The organism is Saccharothrix texasensis (assembly GCF_003752005.1).
Taxonomy (GTDB): Bacteria; Actinomycetota; Actinomycetes; order Mycobacteriales; family Pseudonocardiaceae; genus Actinosynnema; species Actinosynnema texasense.
This window is the reverse complement of the sequence record NZ_RJKM01000001.1, coordinates 877,605-899,984: the sequence shown is the minus strand read 5'-3', so window position 1 is coordinate 899,984 and position 22,380 is coordinate 877,605. Positions and strand designations below refer to the sequence as shown.

At 74.8% G+C, this 22,380-nt stretch carries 9 protein-coding genes; 1 reads left to right on the top strand and 8 read right to left on the bottom strand.

Features of this window, described 5'->3' with window-relative positions:
• Positions 1-2: 2 nt before the first annotated feature.
• The 8 genes from EDD40_RS03630 to EDD40_RS03595 all read right to left on the bottom strand — a co-directional run bounded on the left by EDD40_RS03630 (position 3) and on the right by EDD40_RS03595 (position 20,369).
• Positions 3-4,415, bottom strand: coding sequence for a non-ribosomal peptide synthetase (locus EDD40_RS03630; protein WP_123741639.1), 4,413 nt, complete (start codon positions 4,413-4,415; stop codon positions 3-5).
• The gene (locus EDD40_RS03625) at positions 4,412-5,752 is read right to left on the bottom strand and encodes an MFS transporter (RefSeq protein WP_123741638.1); all 1,341 of its coding nucleotides are present in this window, start codon (positions 5,750-5,752) and stop codon (positions 4,412-4,414) included. The genes EDD40_RS03630 and EDD40_RS03625 overlap by 4 nt, the downstream gene beginning before the upstream one ends.
• On the bottom strand, positions 5,749-8,970 hold the full coding sequence (locus EDD40_RS03620; protein ID WP_123741637.1) for a non-ribosomal peptide synthetase: 3,222 nt from the start codon (positions 8,968-8,970) through the stop codon (positions 5,749-5,751). Before EDD40_RS03620 ends, EDD40_RS03625 begins: the two co-directional genes overlap by 4 nt.
• Entirely contained in the window at positions 8,967-9,644 is a 678-nt protein-coding gene (locus tag EDD40_RS03615) for a DUF6875 domain-containing protein (protein WP_123741636.1), read from the bottom strand. The genes EDD40_RS03620 and EDD40_RS03615 overlap by 4 nt, the downstream gene beginning before the upstream one ends.
• Positions 9,644-10,981 carry an FAD-dependent oxidoreductase gene (locus tag EDD40_RS03610; protein ID WP_123741635.1) on the bottom strand — a complete coding sequence of 446 codons (1,338 nt, stop codon included), beginning with the start codon at positions 10,979-10,981 and terminating at the stop codon, positions 9,644-9,646. The genes EDD40_RS03615 and EDD40_RS03610 overlap by 1 nt, the downstream gene beginning before the upstream one ends.
• The gene (locus tag EDD40_RS03605) at positions 10,978-14,142 is read right to left on the bottom strand and encodes a non-ribosomal peptide synthetase (protein WP_211348076.1); all 3,165 of its coding nucleotides are present in this window, start codon (positions 14,140-14,142) and stop codon (positions 10,978-10,980) included. The genes EDD40_RS03610 and EDD40_RS03605 overlap by 4 nt, the downstream gene beginning before the upstream one ends.
• Positions 14,139-20,012, bottom strand: coding sequence for a non-ribosomal peptide synthetase (locus tag EDD40_RS03600; protein ID WP_148088668.1), 5,874 nt, complete (start codon positions 20,010-20,012; stop codon positions 14,139-14,141). Before EDD40_RS03600 ends, EDD40_RS03605 begins: the two co-directional genes overlap by 4 nt.
• Positions 20,013-20,153: 141 nt before the next feature.
• On the bottom strand, positions 20,154-20,369 hold the full coding sequence (locus tag EDD40_RS03595) for an MbtH family protein (RefSeq protein ID WP_123741632.1): 216 nt from the start codon (positions 20,367-20,369) through the stop codon (positions 20,154-20,156).
• 504 nt (positions 20,370-20,873) lie between these two features.
• On the opposite strand from EDD40_RS03595, the gene EDD40_RS03590 reads away from it, so the two are divergent.
• Entirely contained in the window at positions 20,874-22,346 is a 1,473-nt protein-coding gene (locus EDD40_RS03590) for a family 43 glycosylhydrolase (RefSeq protein ID WP_170184931.1), read from the top strand.
• Positions 22,347-22,380 lie beyond the last annotated feature (34 nt).

Genomic DNA, 22,380 nt, shown 5'->3' with positions numbered 1-22,380 from the left:
GGTCAGACCCTTTTCGGCAGCACGCCCGCGGCGGCGAGGAAGTCCACGTGGCGGGCGATCATCTCCGCGTCGGCGGGCGGGAACTCCACCCCGCACGACGCCGCCGCGGCCCACGTGGCCGAGCAGTCGAACACCGGGTGCGCCCGGTGGGAGGTGGTCAGGCCGAACGCCAGCGGGCCGAACGCGCTGTCCGGGCTCTCCAGCATCAACGACCGCCAGTCCGGATACTCCAGCAGGCGCGTCGGGTAGCCCTTGGCGGTGAGCACCTCGCCCAAGTCGGCGTAGCTGAACCCGTCGGCCCGGTAGTAGTGGAAGTCCCGGCCCAGCGCCGACGGCCGGGTCGAGATGCCCGCGATCGCGCCCGCCAGCCGGTCCACCGGCAGCATGTCGATCACGTCCGGCGTGTCCGGCACCGCGCCCGCGTGCGCGCAGGTCGCGATCTGGCGGCTCAGGTACGACTCGGTCTTCGCGGTGCCGGTGCGCACGTCGCCCACGATCGCGGCGATGCGGTGGATCGACACGGGCACGCCCCGGTCCCGGGCGAGCACGCCCATCATGTCGGCCACCCACTTGGTGGTGTGGTAGCCGGTGTCCAGGCCGGTCGGGTCCTCGGGCCGGTCGGCCTCGGTGATCAGCCTCCGGTCGTAGTTCGCGCCGAGGAACACGCCCAGCGTCGACATCAGGTGCAGCGGCTTGGTCGCGTACCGGGTGGCCAGCCGCAGCACGTCCACCGTGCTGCCCACGTGCGGCGGCATCATCCACTGGTAGGTGAGGACGAAGTTCATCACCGCGCCGTTGTGGTAGATCGCGTCCACGCTCTCGGCCAGCGCGTCGAAGTCCCGCTGCGCCAGGCCGAGCAGCGGCTGGGACATGTCGCCGACCACCGGCACCACCCGGGCCAGCCGCTCCTCGGGCACGTCGAGGTGCGCGCGCCGCAGGTTGGCGCGGACGCGGGCCAGGGCGACGGCCGGCGTCTCCGCCCGGACCAGGCAGTGCACCTCGGCGTCCGTGCGGGACAGCAGTTCGCTCAGCAGGTGCGCGCCGAGGAAGCCGGTCGCGCCGGTCAGCAGCACCCGCTGCGGAGGTCCCGTCCGCACCGGGTGCCGCGCCTCGATGTCGTCGGGCGGTGTGGCGTCGACCCGCATCTCCGCCGCGGACGGCAGGCCAGACCGGTAGCGCTTGGCGAACGTGTGGTCCGACGCGGCGGCCTGCTCCACCACCTCGGCGAGCTCGGCGAGGTCGGCGGTGGCGAACAGGGCGCGCAACGGCACCGTCACGCCCAGCAGCGAGCGCACCTTCGCCAGCACGGCGGCGGCGATCAGGGAGTGCCCGCCCAGGCCGAAGAAGCTGTCCCGGCGGCCGACCAGCGGCACGTGCAGCACCTCGGACCACACCTCGGCCAACGTCTTCTCGACCGGTGTGCGCGGCGGCTCGTACGGCGTCAGCCGGGCCGCCGGGTCGGGGTCGGGCAGCGCCGCCGCGTCGACCTTGCCGTGCCGGGTCAGCGGCAGCGCGTCCAGCACCACGACCGCGCCGGGCAGCATCGCGTCCGGCAGCCGGCCGGCGCAGAACGCCCGCAGCTCGTCCAGCCCGGGCGCCTGCGCGCGCGGCACCACGTAGGCCACGAGCAGGTCGCCGCGCACCGCCACCGCGGCCTCGGCGACCGCCGGGTGCGCGAGCAGCGCCGACCGCACCTCGCCCGGCTCGATCCGGTGGCCGCGCAGCTTCACCTGGTCGTCCACCCGGCCGAGGAACTCCAGCGCGCCGTCGGGCAGCAGGCGCACCAGGTCGCCGGTGGCGTACATCCGGCCGCTCAGGACGGTGGGGTCGACCAGGTACACCGACGCCGTGCGCGCCGGGTCGTTCCGGTAGCCGCGGGCGGGCGCCCGCCCGCCGATGTGCAACTGGCCGGGCACGCCGACGGGGACCGTGCGCAGGTCCGGGTCCAGCACGTACGCCCGCACGCCGGGCAGCGGTCGCCCGATCGGCAACGTCGCCGCGCGCGGGTCGACCTCGGAGGCGTCGACCGTGCGGTAGGCGGTGGCGCAGACCGTGGTCTCGGTCGGGCCGTAGTGGTTGACCAGCGCGACCTTCCCGCCGGTGAGGGCGGCCCACTCGGCGACCGCGGCCGTCGGCACCGCCTCGCCGCCGATCATCATCACGGTCAGCGGGCCGGGGTCGACGTCGAGCCCGGCCAGGTCCGACACCCAGCGCTTGAACAGCGCGGCGGGCGCGTCGACGGCGGTGACGGCGTGGTCGGCGCACAGCTCGAGCAGGTCCGCGCCGCCGATCGCGGCCGGTTCCGGGTGCACCACGACCGCCGCGCCCGCGCACCAGGCCGGGAACACGTCGCCCACCGAGGCGTCGAAGCTCAACGGCGGGATCATCAGGATCCGCTGACCGGGCGTGAACCCGTGCAGGTCGATGAACGCGCCGGTCAGGTTCGCGAGCGTGTCGTGCTGCACCTGCACGCCCTTGGGCACACCGGTCGACCCGGACGTGTAGACGACGTACGCCAACCCGTCGTCGGGCACGACCGCGGTCGGCGGCGCGTCGGCCTCGCCGGTGAACGCGTCGTCGGCGGTGTCCAGCAGCACGCCGTGGAACTCGCCGAACCGGTCCCGGTCGGCCGGCGCGGTGATCACCACGGGCGCGCCGCAGTCGGCCAGCAGCCCGGCGAGCCGGGCGGGCGGGTGCGCCGGGTCCAGCGGCACGTACGCGCCGCCCGCCTTGAGCACGGCCAGCAGCGCCACCAGCGCGTCCGGCCCCGCCTTCACCGCCAGCCCGACCGGGGTCTCCGGGCCGACGCCCCACCCGGCCAGCACGTGCGCGACCCGGTTGGCCCGCCGGTCGAGCCGCGCGAACGTCACCTCCGTGCCGTCGGCCAGGTCGAGCACGGCGGTGAGGTCGGGGTGCGCGGCGACCTGCTCGGCGATGCGGGTGAGCACGCCGGGGTGGCGCAGCGACAGGGCCGGGTCCAGGGCGTCCTGCGGCTCGCCGTTGAGCCGGTCCGCGGCCAGCCGGTCGTCCCGCGTGGTCGTGTCCACCGCGGACAGCCGGGCGGACGGGTCGGCCACCAGCGCGGCGAGCACCGCGAGCAGGTGGTCGGCCAGCCGCGCGGCGGTGTCCGCGTCGAACACGTCCGCGCTGTAGTCGAGGGTCGCGGGCCAGTCGCCGTCGGTCTCCCGCACGTGCAGGGTGAGGTCGAACCGGCTGGTCCCGCGGTCGACGGGCAGCTCCGCCGCGTCCATCCCGGCCCACGAGCCGGTGGCGCCGCCGCGGTTGAGCACCAGCATCACCTGGAACAGCGGGTGGTGCGCGAGGTCGCGGCGCGGCGCGACCCGGGCGGCGACCTCGTCGAAGCTCACCTCGGCGTGGTCCAGCGCGTCGATCGCGGTGGCGCGGGCCCGCCCGAGCAGCTCGGCCACGGTCGGGTCGCCGGACAGGTCCAGCCGCAGCGCGGTGGTGGTGACGAACATGCCGACCGAGCGCTCCAGCTCGGGGAACGGCCGGTGCGTGGTCGGCGAGCCGATCACCAGGTCGTCCGTGCCCGACCGGCGGGCCAGCAGCACGCCGAAGGCAGCCAGCAGACCGGCGAACGTGGTGCAGCCGTGCGCGCGGGTCACCTCGGTGAGCTGCCCGGCCACCGCGGCGGGCACGGTGAAGCGGTGGCTGCCACCCGCCGTGGTGCGGTTCGGCGTGCGCGGTCGGTCCAGCGCCGGGTCCAGCACGGCCGGCGCGCCGGCGAGGCGGTCGTGCCAGTGGTCCAGCTGCCGCTGCCGCTCGCCGTCGGCGAGCCGGTCGGCCTGCCAGTGCACGTAGTCGGGGAACTGCGCGCCGGCCGGACCGGGCGTCACGCCCGCGTACACGTCGCCGACCTCGCCGGCCACCACGGCGAGGGACAGGTCGTCGCACACGATGTGGTGCGCGCTGAACACGACCGCCGTGTCGCCCGGCCCGACCCGCACGGCCCTGACCCGCAGCAGCGGCGCGACGGCCAGGTCGAACGGCGTGTCCACCTCGGACCGGAGGAACGCGGCCAGCTCGTCCTCGCCGTCGACCGACGAGAACGCCACGTCGGCGGGCACGTCGGCCGCCACCTGCTGCTCGGGCACGCCGCCGGTGTCCACGACCCGGGTGCGCAACGCCTCGTGCCGCCCCATGACGGTTCGCACGGCGGTGCGCAACCGGTCCTCGTCGACCTCGCCGGCGACCCGGAGCGCGGCGAACATGACGTACGCGCCCGCGTCCAGGCCGAGCCGCCCGGTCAGCCACAGGCCGCGCTGGTTGCCCGACAGCGGCACGACCGCGCCCTCGGGGCGGCGCGGCACCGACTGGCGGGGCGCGGCGGCCAGGCCGCGCTCGGCGAGCAGCTTGGCCAGCAGTCGTTCGCGCTGGTCGGAGAGCTCGGTCATCCCAGTGTCCTCTCAGGTGACGGCGTCTCGTCGGCCACCGCGTCGGGCAGGTCGTCCACGGTCCGCAGGCGCGGCCGCGTCCAGGCGCAGGCCGCCAGCGCGAGCATCAGCACGCCGACGACCAGGAAGATCAGGGCGATGCCGCGGCCCTCGCCGGTGCCGATGAGCGCGCCCACGCCACCGGCGAGCGGGCCGTCGACGGCCATCAGGGGCTCGGCCACGCCGTCGGTCAGCGGGCCGATCAGCAGGAACGCGACGGGCATCGCGGCGGTGCCGATCATCCGCACCACGGCCAGCACCCGGCCCAGCACCGCCGGGTCGACCTTGGTCTGCAACAGCGTCACGCAGCACGTGTTGATCAGCGGCAGGGTGAACAGGAACGCGGGCGCGGCGATCCCGATCAGCCACGGCGACGGCGCCAGCGAGTGCAGCACCAGGAACACCCCGCCCAGCGCGACCCCGGCGTAGATGCCGTGCACCCGCCGTCGCGGACCGCCCCACACGCCCATCACCAGACCGCCGGCGAACAACCCGCTGCCGCCCGCGGCCATCAGCACGCCGAGCGTCGCGGGACTCGAGAACGACAGGACCAGCGGCTGCACCAACCCGCCCGCGACGGCGAACAGGAAGTTCCACACCGCGAACACCGCGCACAGGGCGAACAGCCCGGGCGCGCCGCGCAGCCACCTCAGCCCGGCGCCGATGCCCGCGCGCTCCCCGTCCGAGGCGCCCGCCGGCCGCACGGCCCCGTCGGGCAGCCGGGCCAGCAGCAACGCGCCGACCGCGAACAGCATCGACCCGAAGTCGACCAGCAGCACGCCCCGCAGCCCCACCAGGCCCAGCAACGCGCCCGCGACCAGCGGGGCGGCGATCTGCACGCCCTGCGTGATCTGCATCAGCCCGTTGATCCGGCCCAGGTGCTCCTTGGGCACCAACGCGGGCACCAGGGCCGTGTACGCGATGATGTGGAACGAGTTCAGCGTCGCGGTCAGCGCGGTGGCCACGTACACCTGCCACACCGCCAACGAGTCGGTCGACACGGCCACCAGCAGCAGCGCCGTCACGACACCCGCCCCGACGTCCGCGACGAGCATGATCCGCTTGCGGTCGTACCGGTCGGCGACCGCGCCCGCGTACGGCGCGAGCAGGATGCCGGGCACCACCGCGCAGAACTGGATCAGCACGAACGTCGTCACCGACCCGGTGCCCAGGTACACCCACACGCCGAGCACGAACGCGGTCAGCGCGGAGCCGATCACCGACACCAGCTGGCCGGCCCACACCACCGCGAACCTGCCCAGCCCCGCCCGCCCGGTCAGCCCGGCCGGCGCGCTCATCGCTCGTCACCGAGCATCGACTCGACCTCCTCGGCCGACATCCCGGCCAGTCGCAGGCGCAGCTCGGCGACGGCGGCCACCCGCGCCGGGTCGTCCAGGTCGCCGAGGGCGGCGGCGACACCGGCGACGGTCGGCGCGGCGAACATCCGGCCGATCGGCACCACCACGGTGAACGCGGCCTGCACCCTGGCCAGCGCCTTCGCCGCGAGCAGCGAGTGGCCGCCCAAGGCGAAGAAGTCGTCGTGCACGCCCACTCCCGGCACGCCCAGCACCTCGGCCCAGATGCCCGCCAGCACCTCTTCCACCGCGTCGCGCGGTGGCACGCGTTCGCCACCGACGTCCCACACCGGCGCGGGCAGCGCCTTGCGGTCGGTCTTGCCGTTGGGCGTGAGCGGGAACGCGTCCAGCACCACCGCCGTGGCGGGCAGCATGTAGTCCGGCAGCCGGGCCGCCAGCCCGGTCCGCAGCCGGGGCCACCACCCGTCGCGCGGCACGTCCGCCGGGACCACGTAGGCGACGAGCCGTTCGTCGACGGCCAGCACGACCGCCTCGCGGACCTCGCCGGAGGCCAGCAACGCGGCCTCGACCTCGCCGAGCTCGATCCGGAACCCGCGCACCTTCACCTGGTGGTCGGCCCGGCCCAGGAACTCCAGCGTGCCGTCCGACCGGTGCCGCACCAGGTCTCCCGTCGCGTACAGCCGCCGTCCGGGCTCCTCGGCGAACGGGTCCGGCACGAACCGGCTCGCGGTCAGCCCGGGCCGGTCGTGGTAGCCGCGCGCCACGCCCGCGCCGCCGATGTGCAGCTCGCCGACCACCCCCGGCGGCACCGGCTCCAGGCCCGGCCCCAGCACGTACAGCCGGGTGTTGCCGATCGGCGGGCCCAGCGCCACCGGCGCGGGGGAGGGCTCGACCAGGCCGGCGGACGACCAGACCGTGGTCTCGGTCGGCCCGTAGGCGTTCCACAGCAGGGCGTCGTCGGTCAGCAGGTCGTCGGCCAGGTCACGCGGCAACGCCTCGCCGCCGCAGATCCGGGTCACCACCTCCGCCGGCACGCCGCCCGCCGCGTGCAGCAGCCGCCACGTCGCCGGGGTGGCTTGCAGCGCGGTGACCTCGCGTTCGACCAGCAGCTCCCGCAACGCCGCGCCGTCCGCGCTCACCTCCGAGGGCACGACCAGCACCTCCGCGCCCGCGGTCAGCGGCAGCAGCAGTTCCAGCACCGAGATGTCGAACGACAGCGTGGTCACCGCGGCCAGCCGGTCCTCGACGGTCAGCGCCAGCAGCCGTTGGAACGACACCAGCAGGTTCACCACCGCCCGGTGCGGCACCTCGACGCCCTTGGGCGTGCCGGTCGAACCGGACGTGTAGATGAGGTAGGCCAAGTCCTCGCCGGACGCGGGGCACGGCACGGGCGCGGGCTCGACGCGGTCCGCGTCGGCGAGGCTCACCACCGGGCCGCCGAACGGCAGCTCCCCGTCGGTGACGAGCACGGCCGCGCCGGAGTCGGCCAGCATCGCGGTCAGCCGCTCCACCGGCCAGCCCGGGTCCAGCGGCACGTACGCGGCGCCCGCCTTCCACACGCCCAGCACGGCCGCGACCAGGTCCGGGGTGCGCGGCAGGCACAACGCCACCGCGGACCCGAGGCCCACGCCGTGCGCCCGGAGGAGCGCGGCGACCCGCTCGGCCCGCGTGTCCAGTTCCGCGTAGGTCAGCCCCGGGCCCGCACCCGACACCGCCGGGCCGTGCCCGACGACCAGGTCCAGCGCGGTGCGCGCGGGCGGCAGGGCGAGGTCGGTGGCGTTGAAGCCCTCCAGCACCTCCCACCGCCGCACGCCGGTCAGCCCGTCCAGCTCGCTGATCCGCCGTTCCGGGTGCTCGGCGGCGGCGATGAGCAGCGCGACCAGCCGATCGGTGAACTCGGCGATGGTCGACTCGTCGAACAGGTCGGTGTTGTACTCGACGCCCAGGGCGAGCCGGTCGCCCTGCGGGTCGGCGGCCACCGTGAGGTCGAACTTCGACACCTTCGGGTCGGGCACCAGCGCCGTGACGTCCAGCCCGGTCAGCGAGATGTCCAGCGGCGGGGTGTTGGTGAAGATCAGCTGGGCTTGGTGGATCGGCGCGTGCCCGGTGCTGCGCTGCGGGCTCAGGTGCTCCACCAGCCGCTCGAACGGCAGGTCGGCGTGCGCGAGCCCGGCCGCCGCGACCTCCCGGACGCGGGCCAGCAGCTCGGTGAACGTCGGGTCGCCGCCCACCCGCGCGCGCAACGCGAGCGTGTTCACGAAGAACCCGATCAGGCCTTCCAGGTCGGGGTGCGAACGCCCGGCGACCGGGGTGCCGACCACCACGTCGTCCTGCCCGGCCAGCCGGCCGAGCCGGGCCGCGAACCCGGCCAGCAGCACCATGAACACGGTGACGCCGTGCGCGCGGGCCAGCTCCTCCAGCGGCCCGATCGGGACGTAGCCGTAGCGCAGCGCGCCCCGGTGGGTGACCACCGGCGGCCGCGGCCGGTCGGTCGGCAGGGTCAGCAGCTCCGGCGCGCCCGCGAGGTGCCGCGTCCAGAAGTCGAGGTGCCCGGCGGCGAGGTCGGCCATCCGGTCCCGTTGCCACACCGCGAAGTCCGGGTACTGCAGGGTCAGCGCGGGCAGGTCGGCGTCGCGGCCGTCGAGCGCCGCGTCGTAGGCCTGGCCGAGCTCGCCGAGCAGCACCGACAGCGACCACGCGTCGGCGATGATGTGGTGCAGGGTGAGCACCAGCACGTGGTCGTCGTCGGCGAACCGGCCCAGGCTCGACGCGAACAGCGGCCCCCGGTGCAGGTCGAACCCGATGCCGCCGCGCTCGTCGGCGAACCGCTGCGCCGCCGCGTCCCGGTCACCGCCCGGGAGGTCGTGGGTGGTGAGGGTGGCGGCGCCGGTGGGCGCGACCAGCTGCACCGGTTCGCCGCCCGAGTCGGGGAACGTGGTGCGCAGCGACGCGTGCCGGGCGACCAGCGCGTCCAACGCCCGCCGCAGCGCGGCCCGGTCGAGCGTCCCGCGCAGCCGCAGGGCGAGCGGCACGTTGTAGACGGCGCTGCCGGGGGAGAACTTGTCCAGGAACCACAGGCGTTGCTGCCCGAACGACAGCGGGTACGCGGTGGGCGCGGCGGCCCGTGCGCGCAGCCGTTGCGCCAACAGCTCCCGCTTGCGCGCCGACGCCGTGGCGCCGGTGTCCCGCAGATCGGTCATGAGGTGCTCCCCGATCTCGTCAGCCGGTCGGCGGCGGCCCGGACGTGGTCTCGCAGGTGCGTGGGCACGCGGTCGCCGAAGCGCTCCAGGTAGGCGGCCACGGTGGTGTCGTCGTCCCGCAGGAACGGGAAGTCGGTGGGCACCATGTGCCGGATCGCCAGCAGCGGCACGGGGCTGTGCAGCGGCCGGAAGACCGGGTTCCACAGGCCCGCCTTCTGCGGCGGGCCGGGGTGGAACTCGCCCAGCATCAGCCCGTCCCGGGTGTACTGCGGCTTGAGCAGCTCCTGGGCCCGGTCCACCACGCCGAAGTCGGTCAGGTCCGGGAACAGCAGCACGATGGTCTTGAACTGCGCGCCCGGACCCCTCGTCGGCTCCAGCTCGGCGAACCAGTCGCGGTAGTGCAGCAGCAGCGCGGCCAGCTCGTCGGGCTCCTCCGGCGTGCCGGTGTGCACGGACAGGTAGAACAGCCCGCGCTGCAAGGACGTGTCGGTGAACGGGCACACCGCGCCCCTGCGCCCCAGGTCCGGGTGCGGTCCGCACAGGTACTCACCGGCCCACTCGAACACGGTGCGCAGCGGCAGTTCGTGCGCCGCGACCGCGTCGGGCAGCCGAGGCGCGGCGAAGTCCGCCGGCTCGACCAGCGGGTGGGCCCGGTGGGTCGGGTGGATCAGCATCAACTCCACCTGCCTTTGTTCCGTGACCGGCGGGTCAGGCCCGCCAGCGCCGCACCGGTCAACGCGGCCGTGACACCGCCGAGCACGCGGTCCTGCCGCCGTGCCCGCGCCAACGCCTCGCCGTAGGGGACCGTGGTGTGCGTGATCAGGGTGTAGAGCGGCACCCACGCGTTCGGGAACACCCGGTGCAGCGCGAGGTCCACCTTCTTGCGCGCGGTGAACAGCGGTGAGCGCAGCTTGTCGCGCAGCTCCACGAAGTTGCGCTTGGACAGCTCCGCCAGCACGTCGGTGTGCGGCCGGCGGGAGCCCTCGAACTCCGCCAACGCCCGCGGCAGGTCGTGCGGGTGCGCGGCCAGGCACCGGTCGAGCACCGAGCAGTCCTCGAACGCCGCGTTCATGCCCTGCCCGAAGAACGGGTACACGGCGTGCGCGGCGTCGCCGATCAGCACCACCCCGCGCCCCTCGTCGGTGCTGACGTGCCACGGCGAGGTGCGCACGGTGACCAGGCTCGCGGGCGGGTGCGCCAGGAACTGCTCGACCACGTCCGGGATGAGCACGAGCGTGTCGGGGAACCGGCGGGCGAAGAACGACCGCACCCGCTCGGGCTCGGTCAGCCCGGCGAACCCGTGCTCGCCGTCGAACGGCAGGAACACGGTCGCGGTGAGCGAGCCGTCCGCGTTCGGGTGCGCCACGATCAGGCCGTCGTCACCGGGCCACACGTGCAGCGCGCGCAGCTCGGTGCGCGGCCCGCCGTCGTCGCCGACCGGGATCAGCAGCTCCTTGTAGCCCCATTCCAGGAACTCCTGGTGCAGGTCCACCCGCAGGCCGCGGCCGAGGTGGGCGCGCACGGCGGAGAACGCGCCGTCCGCGCCGATGACCAGGTCCGCGGTGTGCGAGGTCCCGTCGTCGGTGGTGACGGCGGGCTCGGCACGGTCGACGGCGGTCACCCGGTGGCCCCAGGAGAACTCGACGCCGAGCCGTTCGGCCTCGTCCACCAGCGCCACGTTCAGGTCGTGCCGCAGCACGGAGTGCAGGATCTGGTCCTCGGCCAGGCCGTAGGGCTGGAAGCGCAGCGTGCCGTCGGCCAGGTGCACGACCCGGCCGCGCATGGGCACGGTCAGCGGCGCCAACCGCTCCAGCAGGCCGACTTCCCGCAACGCCACGATGCCGCGTTGGGACAGGCCGAGGTTGATGGACCGGCCTTCCTCCCGCACGCCGGGCGCCCGCGGGTCGCCGCGCCGTTCCAGCACCCGCACGCCGAACCCGCGCCGGGCCAGGTAGACGGCGGTCAACGAGCCGGCCAGCCCCGCGCCGACAACCACCGCGTCGCGGCTCACGCGTCGTCCTCGTCGACCAGCGCGCCGAGCAGGCGGTCGATCTCCTCGTCGGACAGCTCGTCGAGCTGGTCGAGCAGCGGCGCCGGACCCCGGGCCGCCGAACCGGTGCCGCGACCGAGGTTCGCGCACAGCTCGGCGATGGTCGGCGCGGCGAACAGCGTCGCCAGCGGCAGGTCCACGTCCAGCGCTGCCCGGACCCGGGCCAGCATCTGGGTCGCGGTCAGCGAGTGGCCGCCCAGGGCGAAGAAGTTGTCGTGCACGCCGAGCGGCGCGTCCGCGGGCATGCTCAGCACCTCGCGCCAGATCAGCGCCAGCCGCCGTTCGTTCTCGTCGCGCGGCTCCACCCGGTCGACGTCGTCGGTCGTCCACACCGGATCGGGCAGCGCGTCCCGGTCGATCTTGCCGCTGCCGGTGCGCGGCAGCTCCGCCAGCACGACGACGGCCGCCGGGAGCATGTAGTCCGGCAGGCTCGCGGCCAGGTGCGGGCGCACCCGCCGGCGCAGCTCGTCCTCGCCGACGTCCGGGTCCGCGGGCACCGCGTAGGCCACCAACCGCACGTCGGCGGCGTGCGCGGACCAGGCGACGACGACGGCCTGCGCCACGTCCGGGTGGGCGCGCAGCACGGCCTCGATCTCGCCCGGCTCGATCCGGTAGCCGCGCACCTTGAGCTGCCGGTCGGCGCGGCCGAGGAACTCCAGCCTGCCGTCGGCGTGGCGGCGGACCAGGTCGCCGGAGGCGTAGAGGCGGCTGCCGGCGGGCCCGAACGGGTCGGGGCGGAACCGGTCCGCGGTCAGGCCCGGCAGCCCGTGGTAGCCGCGGGCCACGCCCGCGCCGCCGATGTGCAGCTCGCCGATGACACCCGGCGGCACCGGGCGCATCACCGGGTCCAGCACGTGCAGCGACGTGCCCTTCACCGCCTGCCCGAGCCGCACGGGGTCCGGCGCGTGCGACACCACGCCGGCCGCCGAGTACACCGTGGTCTCGGTGGGCCCGTACCCGTCGATCAGCGTCGCGCCGTCGGTCTGGAGGTCGTCGGCCAGGTCGCGGGTCATCGCCTCGCCGCCGCTGATCCGCAGGCGCACGCGGGCGGGCACGCCACCGGCCGCGACGATCATCCGCCAGCTCGCGGGACCGCCCTGCACGACCGTGGCCCCGGTCTCCTCGATGCGGGCGCGCAGCAGCCCTCCGTCGGCCACGTCGTCGGCCGGGACCACCACGAGCGTCGCGCCGCCGATGAGCGGCGCGAGCATCTCCACGGTGGACACGTCGAACGCGGGCGTGGTGATCGACGCGAGCCGGTCGGTCGGCGTCAGCTCCACCAGCTCGCCCATCGCCCTCAGCAACGCGGCCAGCCCGCCCTGGGTGCACCGCACGCCCTTCGGCCTGCCGGTGGACCCCGAGGTGTGGATGACGTAGGCCAGCGACCCGGGGTGCTGCCCCGCCGCCCGAGGAGGCGTGTCGGGCCGGGCGTCGAGCTCGGCGGTGTCCAGGTCGACCTCGGTCCACGGCCCGGCCAGCGGTCCCGTGACCGCGCGCGACGCGCCGTCCGTGACGAGCACCGGCACGTCGGACCCGGTGGCCATCGCGGTCAGCCGGGCCGGCGGCCACGACGGGTCGAGCGGCAGGTAGCCCGCGCCCGCCCGCCACGCGGCGAGGATGCCGACCACCATCGGCGCGCCCCGGTCCAGGCACAGCGCCACCGGCTGGTCCGGCCGCACACCCGCGGCCAGCAGCACGTGCGCGAGGCGGTTCGCCGCCCGGTCCAGCTCGCCGCACGTCAGCGCGCCCTCGATCGCGACCGAGTCCGGGTGCTCGGCCAACGCGGCGAACACCAGGTCCGCGGCGGTCTCCGCGGGCACGTCGACGGCCGGCTCCTGCGGCGCGTCGTCACCGAGCCACAGCTCGGCGACCCGGTCGGCGGGCGAGGCGTGCACGGCGGCGGCGAACACCGCGTGCAGCGCGGCGACCGTCTCCGGCGTGAACAGCCCGGAGTCGTACTGCCAGCGGCCGAACCACCGGCCACCGGCCCGTTCGACGGTCAGCGACAGGTCGAACTTCGCGCCGCCGTTGGCGACCGCCTCGGGCGTGATCGTGATCGGACCGGCGTCCCGCGCGGGCGGCGCCGGCTCGACCGCGAACATCACCTGCACCAGCGGCGCGTGGGCGAGCGTCCGCTGCGGCGCGGCGATGTCCACCAGCTGCTCGAACGGCAGGTCCTGGTGGGCGAGCGCGGCCACGGTCGCGTCCTCGGCCGCGCCCACCACCTCGCCGAACGTGGTCTCCGGCGTGAACCTGGCGCGCAGCGGCAGGGTGTTGGCCACGAAACCGACCAGGCCCTCGGTCTCCGGCCTGGTGCGCGCCGCGACGGGCGTGGCCACCAGGAAGTCCGCCTGCCCGGTCACCCGGTGCAGCACGCACTGGAACACCGCGAGCAGCCGGGCGAACGACCCGTCCGGCACGTCCAGCTCCGCCCGCAGCTCCGCGCCGCGCCCGGTGGGCGTCGCCGGCCGGGCCTTGTCGGTCGGCAGCGGCAGCACGGTCGGCGCGCCGTGCAGCGCGCCGCGCCAGAACTCGGCGTCGGCGGCGAACGCGCCGCCCTCGACCTGCTCCCGCTGCCACACCGCGTAGTCCGGGTACTGCACCGGCAGCTCCGGCAGGTCGGGCGGCACGCCGGCGACCTCGGCCGCGTACAGCAGGGCCAGCTCGTCGAACAGCACCGCGCACGACCAGCCGTCGGCGATCGCGTGGTGCAGCACGAGGACCAGCACGTGCTCGTCGGGCCCGACCCCCACCAGACCGGCGCGCAGCAACGGTCCGCTGTGCAGCGCGAACGGCCGGCCGACCTCCTCGCGCACCACCGCGTCCACGTCACCCGACAGCCGCGCCAACGGCACGGTCGACGCGGCCGACACCACCTGCACCGGCACGCCGTCCTCGGCCGCGAACCGCGTCCGCAACGCCTCGTGCCTGGCGACCAGCGCGTTCAACGCCACCCGCAGCGCCTCGGCGTCGAGCGGGCCGTCGATGCCGACCCGCCAGCCGATGTTGTAGACCGGGCTCGCGGGCAGCAGCTGGTCGACCAACCACAACCTGCGCTGCCCGGACGAAGCCGGGAACCGGAACACCTCGTCCGCCCGTCCCTCTGGTATCACCGCGCTCACCGCGGTCCCTCCCCCCTCAGCCCGACACCTTCCGGCCAACCCCGCCGGTCGACCGCTACCACCCGGAACTCCGCCGTGTGCCGTGCGCCCGCGGCGTCGGTCAACCACAGCTGGTCCGGACCGGGCAGCATCTCGCCCACGCCCATCGGGGCGTCCGGCTTCTCCCGGTCCAGCGCGCGCACCGCGCGCGCGAACAGCTCGACCGACGGCTGGCTCTCCAAGTCCACGTAGAACGGCTTGTGCTCGACCGGGCTCTTCACGAACACGAACCTCGGCATGCCGTGCTCCCGCCGCCAGGACTGCGCCCGCAGGTAGCGGGTCGCCTCGTCCTGGGCGAACGCGAACGCCGACCTCGCGGCCGGCAACCGCCAGCCCTCCCTGGCGACGACCAACCGGTCGAGGCTGACCCGGGGCGTGCGCCCGCCCGCCGGCAGCAGCCGGAAGTGCTGCACCAGCTGGGCCATGACCTGCTCGTTGAGCAGTTCGACCAGGTCGACGTCCACCCGGCCGTCACGGCTGCGCGCCACCAACCGGCCGCCGCTCTCGGTCACCTCGCACGCGCCGACCGGCACCGCGCCGCGCAACCCGGGGCCGCACGCGTCGTGCCCGAACACGATCTTCAGGTCGTCCGGTGAGACGAGCGCGTCGGCGAGCCGTTGGGGCGTGCCGCCCTCCTCGCGCGTGGTGGCCAGCACGATCCGCGGCCCCGCCATGTCGTGCCGCATCGCCGCGCGCAGCTGGGCCGGGTCGGGGTGCTGCGAGACGAACAACGCCGAGCGCACCGTGTTCACGCCGGGGTGCACCTCGCCGAGCACCCACCGGTAGTCGCCCGCCCGGATCGCGTCCTCGTCGCGTGCCGCGATCAGGACGTCGGGGCTGTGCTGCACCGCGCCGCGCCAACCCGGCCGGGGCGCGGCGAACGCCTTCAGCACGGCGTCGCGCACGTCCCGCACCCGGTAGTGGGCCTCGCGGCCGCCCGGCGCCTGCCCGAGGGCCTTGGCCCAGCGGTCCTGCAAGGTCCGGACGAGCCTGCCGATCAGCCGCTCGTCGAGGCGGAAGATCGTGTCGTTGGCCCACAGCCAGAAGTCGGCCAGCGGCACCCGGTCCGACCCGGTGGCCGCGACCCGTTCCCGGTACACCTCGCGCAACGCCCGCCCGTACAGGGCGGCACCCGCGGAGGTGAACCACCGCGCGGCTTCCAGCACCAGCGACAGCGGCGTCCACAGCGTTTCCACCAGCGCGGGGGAGAGGGTGACGTCGAGGTCGCGCCGGCATTCCTCGTGCACGACCGTGCGACCGGCGTAGAAGAGGCCGGGTCGGCGCACCGCCGCCGTGCCGGTGATGGCGGTGAACGTCTCGTGCAGCTCGTCGATGGCGCGCACGAGCCGGTCCGGGTCGCCGACGGCGGCGGCGACCGCGTCCCGTCCGCGTTCGACCCGGTGGAGCGCCCGCTCGGCCACGGCGCGGACCTCGGGATCGCCGATGGCGGTGATCTGCTCGCGCAGCGCCGTTTCCGGCACCAACGCCTCGGGCGGCACCTCCAGGGTCCACGCGATCCGCTTGGCCTGCCGGAGCCGTTCGAGGGTGGCGAGCACGTCGTCGACCGGCCGGCCGAGGCCGCTCGCGATCTCGGCGGCGCGGCGCAGGCCGTCGCAGGCGGCGAGCACGGCCGCGTCCGCCGCGGGCAGCCGCACCGGATCGGTCAACGGGACGTGCATGGTGTCGCCCACGACGTCCACGAAGGGCATCCGCCGCGGCACCGCCCACGGCCGCACGGCGTCCGTGGTCAGCGCCTCGGCCACCTGCTGGACGGCCCAGTTCTCCAGGTAGGTGGTGCGCGAGTCGATCAGGTCGGGCCCGGGCCTCGCGGTGATCGCGGCGGGCGCGTCGTCCTCGACCCTGGCCCAGCCGACCGGGCCGAAGAACCCGATGGTGTCGTTCTTGGCGCTGTAGCGCTGGAGGTAGCTGACGACCGTGTGCTCCCAGCGCCGGTAGTCGACGTTGCGGGACGCGGGCCGGTCGCCCGACAGCGCCCGGTGCAACGCGTCCACGGCGGTCTGGAGGGCGCGCGGGTTCTGCCACGCGACCGCTTCGCGGAACCTGGCGTCCCCGCTGACGACCCGCAGCACCTCGGCGGTGGCCCGGCGGCCTGCGTCGAACCGCGCCGCGTACTCGGCGAGCAGCGCTTCGTGCCGGGTCGCGGCCTCCTCCGCCTCCGCCAACGCCGCGTCGACCCGTTCGTCGTCGGACGCCGCCGTCGGCTGCCCCGCGTCCGCGGCCGGGTCCGGGCCGACGACCAGCACGGTGGCCGGTCCACCGCCGGCTTCGGGCGCGGCACCCGCCGCCACCAGCGCGTCCTCGATCGGTGACGTGACCGTGGCCGGTGTCGCGGCCAGTGCCGCGCGGGCCTCGGCGAACCGTCCCTTGCGCACCAGCCGGCCGATCCGCCGCAACGCGGACCGCCGCTCACCGCGCGCCCGGTCCTCCACCTCCCGCAGCACCCGGGCCGCCGCCCACCGCGCCGCGCCCACCGCCTCTTCGGCCGCCGTCACCGCGTCCGCCGCACGTGCCGCGTCCGGGCTCGCCACGGCCAGCAGCGGTTCGATGCCGAAGCCCGTCCCGCGCAGCTCGACCCACCGCCACGCCGCCCAGTCGCCCCCGGTCGGCAGCACCAGGTGATCCGCCACGGGCGGGGCCGACGCGCGCCGCGCGGGCACCAGGTACGCCGACCGGTCCCGCCGGGTGATCGGCGCACGGCTCGTCGGCGAACCCGCCGCCGCGTCCAGCACCGCCGCGCACCCCGCCAGCGTCCGGGCCCGGTGCAGGTCGGCGACCGGCACCTCGACCCCGAACTCCTCGCGCACCCGGAACGCCAACCGCACCGCGAGCAGCGAGTTGCCGCCCACCGCGAAGAAGTCGTCCTCGGCGCACACGTCCGGCGTGCCGAGCAGGTTCTCCCACAGCTCCGCCAACCGCCGCTGCGTGGCGGTCGACGGGCGGGTCCGGTCCGTGCCCCGCGCGCCCGGGGCACGGACCGACCTCAGCGCCGCCCGGTCCACCTTGCCGCTGCGGTTCAGCGGCAGCTCCGGCAGCGGCACGTACCGCGCCGGGCAGAGGTAGGCGGGCAGCCGTTCCGCGACGTGCGTGCGCACGTCCTCGACGGCCGAGGTGGCCGTGTTGTCGGAGGTCCGCATCGGGCCGGTCGGCACGATGAACGCCACCAGGTGCCTCGCGTCGTCGTCGCCGATCGGCAGCACGGCCGCTTCCGCGACCGCCGGGTGCTCCCGCAGCACGGCCTCGACCTCGGCCGGCTCGACCAGGAACCCGCGCACCTTGACCTGCCGGTCCACGCGGCCCAGGAACTCGAGCACGCCGTCCGGCCGCCACCGCGCCAGGTCGCCCGTGCGGTAGAGCCGCCCGCCGGGCGCGTCGCCGAACGGGTCCGGCACGAACTTCGCGGCGGTCGCACCCGGCGCGCCCAGGTACCCGCGGGCCAACCCGTCGCCGCCGGTGTACAGCTCGCCGGGCACGCCGACCGGGACGGGTCGCATCGACTCGTCCAGCACGTGCGCGGTGGTCCGCTGGATCGGCGTGCCGATCGGCACGGTCGCGCCCACGTCGTCGGCCGACCGCAGCACGTGGCAGGTGGTGAAGGTGGTGTTCTCCGTGGGGCCGTACCCGTTGACCACCGGCTTCCCGCCGCGGACCGCCAACGCCGCCCGCACCGCGTCCGGGGCCAGCACGTCGCCGCCGGCGAGCAGCTGCTCCACGTCGGCCAGCAGCGACGGGTCGAGCTGGTGGAACAGCCCGGCGGTCAGCCACAGCACGCTCACCCGGTGCACGCGCAGCAGGTCGGCCAGCACCGCCGGGTCGGGCGGGCCGGCCGGCGCGGGGACCACCCGGCCGCCGGTCAGCAGCGCGCCCCACACCTCCAGCGTGGTCAGGTCGAACGCGGTCGCGGACAGGTGCAGGAACGTCCGGCCCGGCCCGAACCGGGCGAACGTCGGCCGCGTGACCAGCCGGACCACACCCCGGTGGGGCACGGCGACGCCCTTCGGCTTGCCGGTCGACCCGGACGTGTAGTTGACGTAGGCCACGCCCAACGGATGCGCGGGGATGCCGGGAGATACCGGCGACTGCTCCGAAAGGTCCAGTTCCGGCAGGACGATCGACGTAACGCCGTCGGGCAGGGCACGCGGCCGATCGGACACCACGAGGGGTGTGCCGGACTCGCGCAACGCCACCGCGTCGCGGGCCGCCGGGTTCGCCGGGTCCAGCGGCAGGTAGGCCGCGCCGGTCTTCAGCACGGCCAGCATCGCGGTCACGAAGTCCGCACCCCGCGGCAGCGACAGCGCCACCGGCAGGTCGGCCCGCGCGCCGCGCGCCAGCAGCACGTGCGCCAACCGGTTCGACCGCTCGTCCAGCCGGGCGTAGCTCAGCCACCGCTCGCCGTCGAACACCGCGTCGGCGTCCGGCCGCAGCCGCACCTGCTCGGCGAACAGGTCCGGCACGGTCGCGTCCGCCGGGTAGTCGACTCCGGTGTCGTTCCACGCGGCCGGCGCCCGCGTGTGGTCACGCGGCTCGCCCAGGTGCCGCACGGGCCGGTCGGGCGCTTCGGCCATGCCCGCCAGCAGGTCGCGGACCTGCGCGAGCACCGCGCCCGCCGCCCAGTCCGGGAACCGGCCGGTGTCGTGGATGAGCTGGAAGCTCAGGCGTGGTTCGGCGAACGCGTACAAGGTCATGGCGTAGCCGGGGGTGCGCAGGATGCGGACCCGCCTGCCCGGTGGCGCGGACGGCCGCGCGGCCAGCACCGCGCCGAGCTCGCGGCGTTCGAACAGCACGAGGCTGCGCGTCGACGACGCGTCGTGCCCGGCCGCGCGGCGGATCACCGGGAGCGGGCACAGCTGGTGGTCCCGCGCCCGCACGGACCGCGCCCGCACGGACCGCAGCCAGTCGGCCACCGACGCGTCCCGGTCGACCGGCAACCGCAGCGGCACGGTCGCCAGCAGCAGGCCGAGCATGTCCTCGGCGCCTTCGACGGTGCCGTGGCGCGCCGCCCGGGTCACCCCGAACACGGCCTCGTCGGCGCGGGCGTGCGCGGTCAGCACCAGACCCCACGCGGCCAGCACCGCGGTGTTCACCGTGACGCCCGCCCGTTCGGCCAACGCCCGCACGGCCCCGGTCTCGGCGTCGGACAGGTCGAGCGCGGCGGTGGCCATCACCGGTGTGCCGGGCCCGGCGTGCTCCAGGGGCAGGGGACCGGGTTCGGCCGATCCCGCCAGTTCGGCGGCCCAGAACCGCTCGTCGGCCCGCCGTCGCGGGTGCTCGGGCGCGATCCGGGCGTCGTGCCACCGGGCGTAGTCGGCGAAGTCGGGCCGTGGCGCGAACTCGGCGGAGCCGCCGACGAGCCGGGCCGCGTAGTCGTCGTCCACCTCGGCCAGCAGCATCGCGAGCGACCGGCCGTCGAGGATCGCGTGGTGGAACGTCACCACGACCACGTCACCGGGCAGCGCCACGACCCGCAGCGGCGACGCGGCCACCGGGTCCACTCCGGCCCGGCGGTCGGCCGCCAGGAACGCGTCCAGGTCCGTCGCCGAGTCGTCGACCAGCACCGGGACGTCGTCGACGGGCCCCGGCCACTGCTCCATGCCGCCGTCCGCGCGCCAGGCGAACCGGGTGCGCAGCACCGGGTGCCGGTCGACGGCGGCACGCCACGCCGCGAGGTACGCGGAGGTGTCCAGGCCGTGCGGCCAGTGCTGCACGCACTGGATGACGTCCGTCCCGGCCGACGGGTCGCGCAACCCGGCCGCGATCATTCCGCTCTGCAACGGCAGCGCGGGCGCGACTCGTGACGGCGAATCCGTGTGCACAAAGCCTCCCGGACGAATGTGTTTCGGGCGCGCACGACCGGGCCGGTCTCCGGGAGAAAATCCCGGAGACCATTTTCGGACAGCGTGGGACGCCCCTTTGGCGGGGTGTTGGGTAATGCGCGGGGGGTGCCGGGAGGAGCGTCAGCCGCGGTGCGCGGCGAGGTGCTCGCGGACGCTGCGCGGACGCATGTCCGTCCACACCCGGTCGATGTGCGCCAGGCAGTCTTCCCTGGTGCCGCGTGTTCCTTCGGCCCGCCATCCCGGCGGGAGGTCCCGGTCGGCGAACCAGACCGAGTACTGCTCCTCGTCGTTCACCACGACCAGGAATTCATGGTTTTTCGCGTGCTCGTCGGTCATGCAGAGATCTCCTGCCCTGGGCGGCTGCGGGCGGGTCGCCGGTTCGCGCAACATTACGCCGCGCGTCTCGCAATGTGGAATCCTCTAAACGGTCGAACCGGTCATTTGTGCGCTGCGGTCGGCACTATTTATCCTGCCTATGGAACGTCGCACGCCGTGTCCGCCCGGTCACCGGAAGCATTCTTCGCGGCACCCGCCGGGCAATTCCCGGTAGGCGCGAAAACCGGACCCTTGTTATCGCTAACAGGTGGGGGTTATACGACCGAACGGCCCAAGGGGGCGGAGCCGGCCGACCCCAGGGCGGTGTGTCAACAGTGGGGACACGCGGCTATTGAACCGTCGCCGATCGTGCTGTTAGCGTTAACAGACGCGATGCCCCGGTGGACGGCGACCCCGCCCGCCCGCACCCCGTTCCCGCCGCCACGCCGTCCCCCCGGCCCGCACCGGCTTCCACGCCGGCGGGTCGACCGTGTTCGTCCATGCAGCGTCGCAGGGAGAGCAACCATGAGATCGACTTATCGGCGCGCGCGCCGCGGCGGGCTGGTCCTCGCCACCGTCACCACGCTGCTCGGCGCGGTCACCGCGGCCCTGCCGCCCGCCGCGTCGGCCGCGGTGGTCGACACCAACGCCTCGTACGTGCTGGTCAACCGGAACAGCGGCAAGGCGCTCGACGTCTACGACCTGGCCACCAACGACGGCGCGCGGATCTCGCAGTACACGCGCAACGACGGCGCGTGGCAGCAGTGGCAGTTCGTCGACTCGGGCAGCGGCTACTACCGGCTGAAGTCGCGGCACAGCGGCAAGGTGCTCGACTTCGCCGACACCGCCGACCGCACCGGGTTGACGCAGTGGACCGACCGCAACGGCGCCAACCAGCAGTTCCGGCTGGCCGACTCGTCCGGCGGGTACGTGCGGCTGGTCAACCGGGCCAGCGGCAAGGCCGTGGACGTGCTGGACTTCTCCACCGCCGACGGCGCCCAGGTGATCCAGTGGCCGGACACCGGCGGCACGAACCAGCAGTGGCAGCTGGTGAAGCTGGGCGCGCCCACGCCGGGCACGTTCACCAACCCGATCAAGCGCAACGGCCCCGACCCGTGGCTGCAGTACCACAACGGGTACTACTACCTGGCCACGACGACGTGGAACTCCACGATCACGATGCGCCGGTCGACGACCCTGGCCGGCCTGTCGACCGCGTCCGACCAGGTGGTCTTCAACCTGACCCGCTCCAACGGGTGCTGCAACATGTGGGCGCCGGAGTTCTTCCTGCTCAACGGCCGTTGGTACCTGTACTACGTGGCGGGCCAGAACGTGTCGGACTACAACCCGACACAGCGCCTGCACGTGCTGGAGTCCTCGGGCTCCGACCCGATGGGCCCGTACTCGTTCAAGGCCGACCTGGGCAGCACGTGGGAGCTCGACCCGAGCATCCTGCAGCACAACGGGAAGCTGTACCTGATGGGCAGCGCGATGGACGGCACGCAGTCGCTGACCATCACCCCGATGTCCAACCCGTACACGCTCAGCGGGTCGCGGCGCACCATCTCGCAGCCGACGCTGTCCTGGGAACGGCAGACCGCGCCGGTCAACGAGGGCGCCGAGCCGCTGTACCACAACGGGAAGACGATGATCGTGTACTCGGCCAGCGCGTGCTGGGGCCCGGACTACAAGCTCGGCCTGCTCACCCTGACCGGCTCCGACCCGCTCAACCGGTCGCACTGGACGAAGTCGCCCAACCCGGTGTTCCAGCGCAACGACGCCAACGGCGTGTACGCGCCGGGCCACAACGGGTTCTTCAAGTCGCCCGACGGCACCGAGGACTGGATCGTCTACCACGCCAACGACTCCGCGGGCGGCGGCTGCGACATGAACCGGTCCACCCGCGCGCAGAAGTTCACCTGGAACTCGGACGGCACCCCGAACTTCGGCACGCCCGTCCGGCTCGGCGCCACCCTGACCGCGCCCTCCGGCGAATGAGACTCCCCCGGGGCGGGTGTCTCCCGCCCGCCCC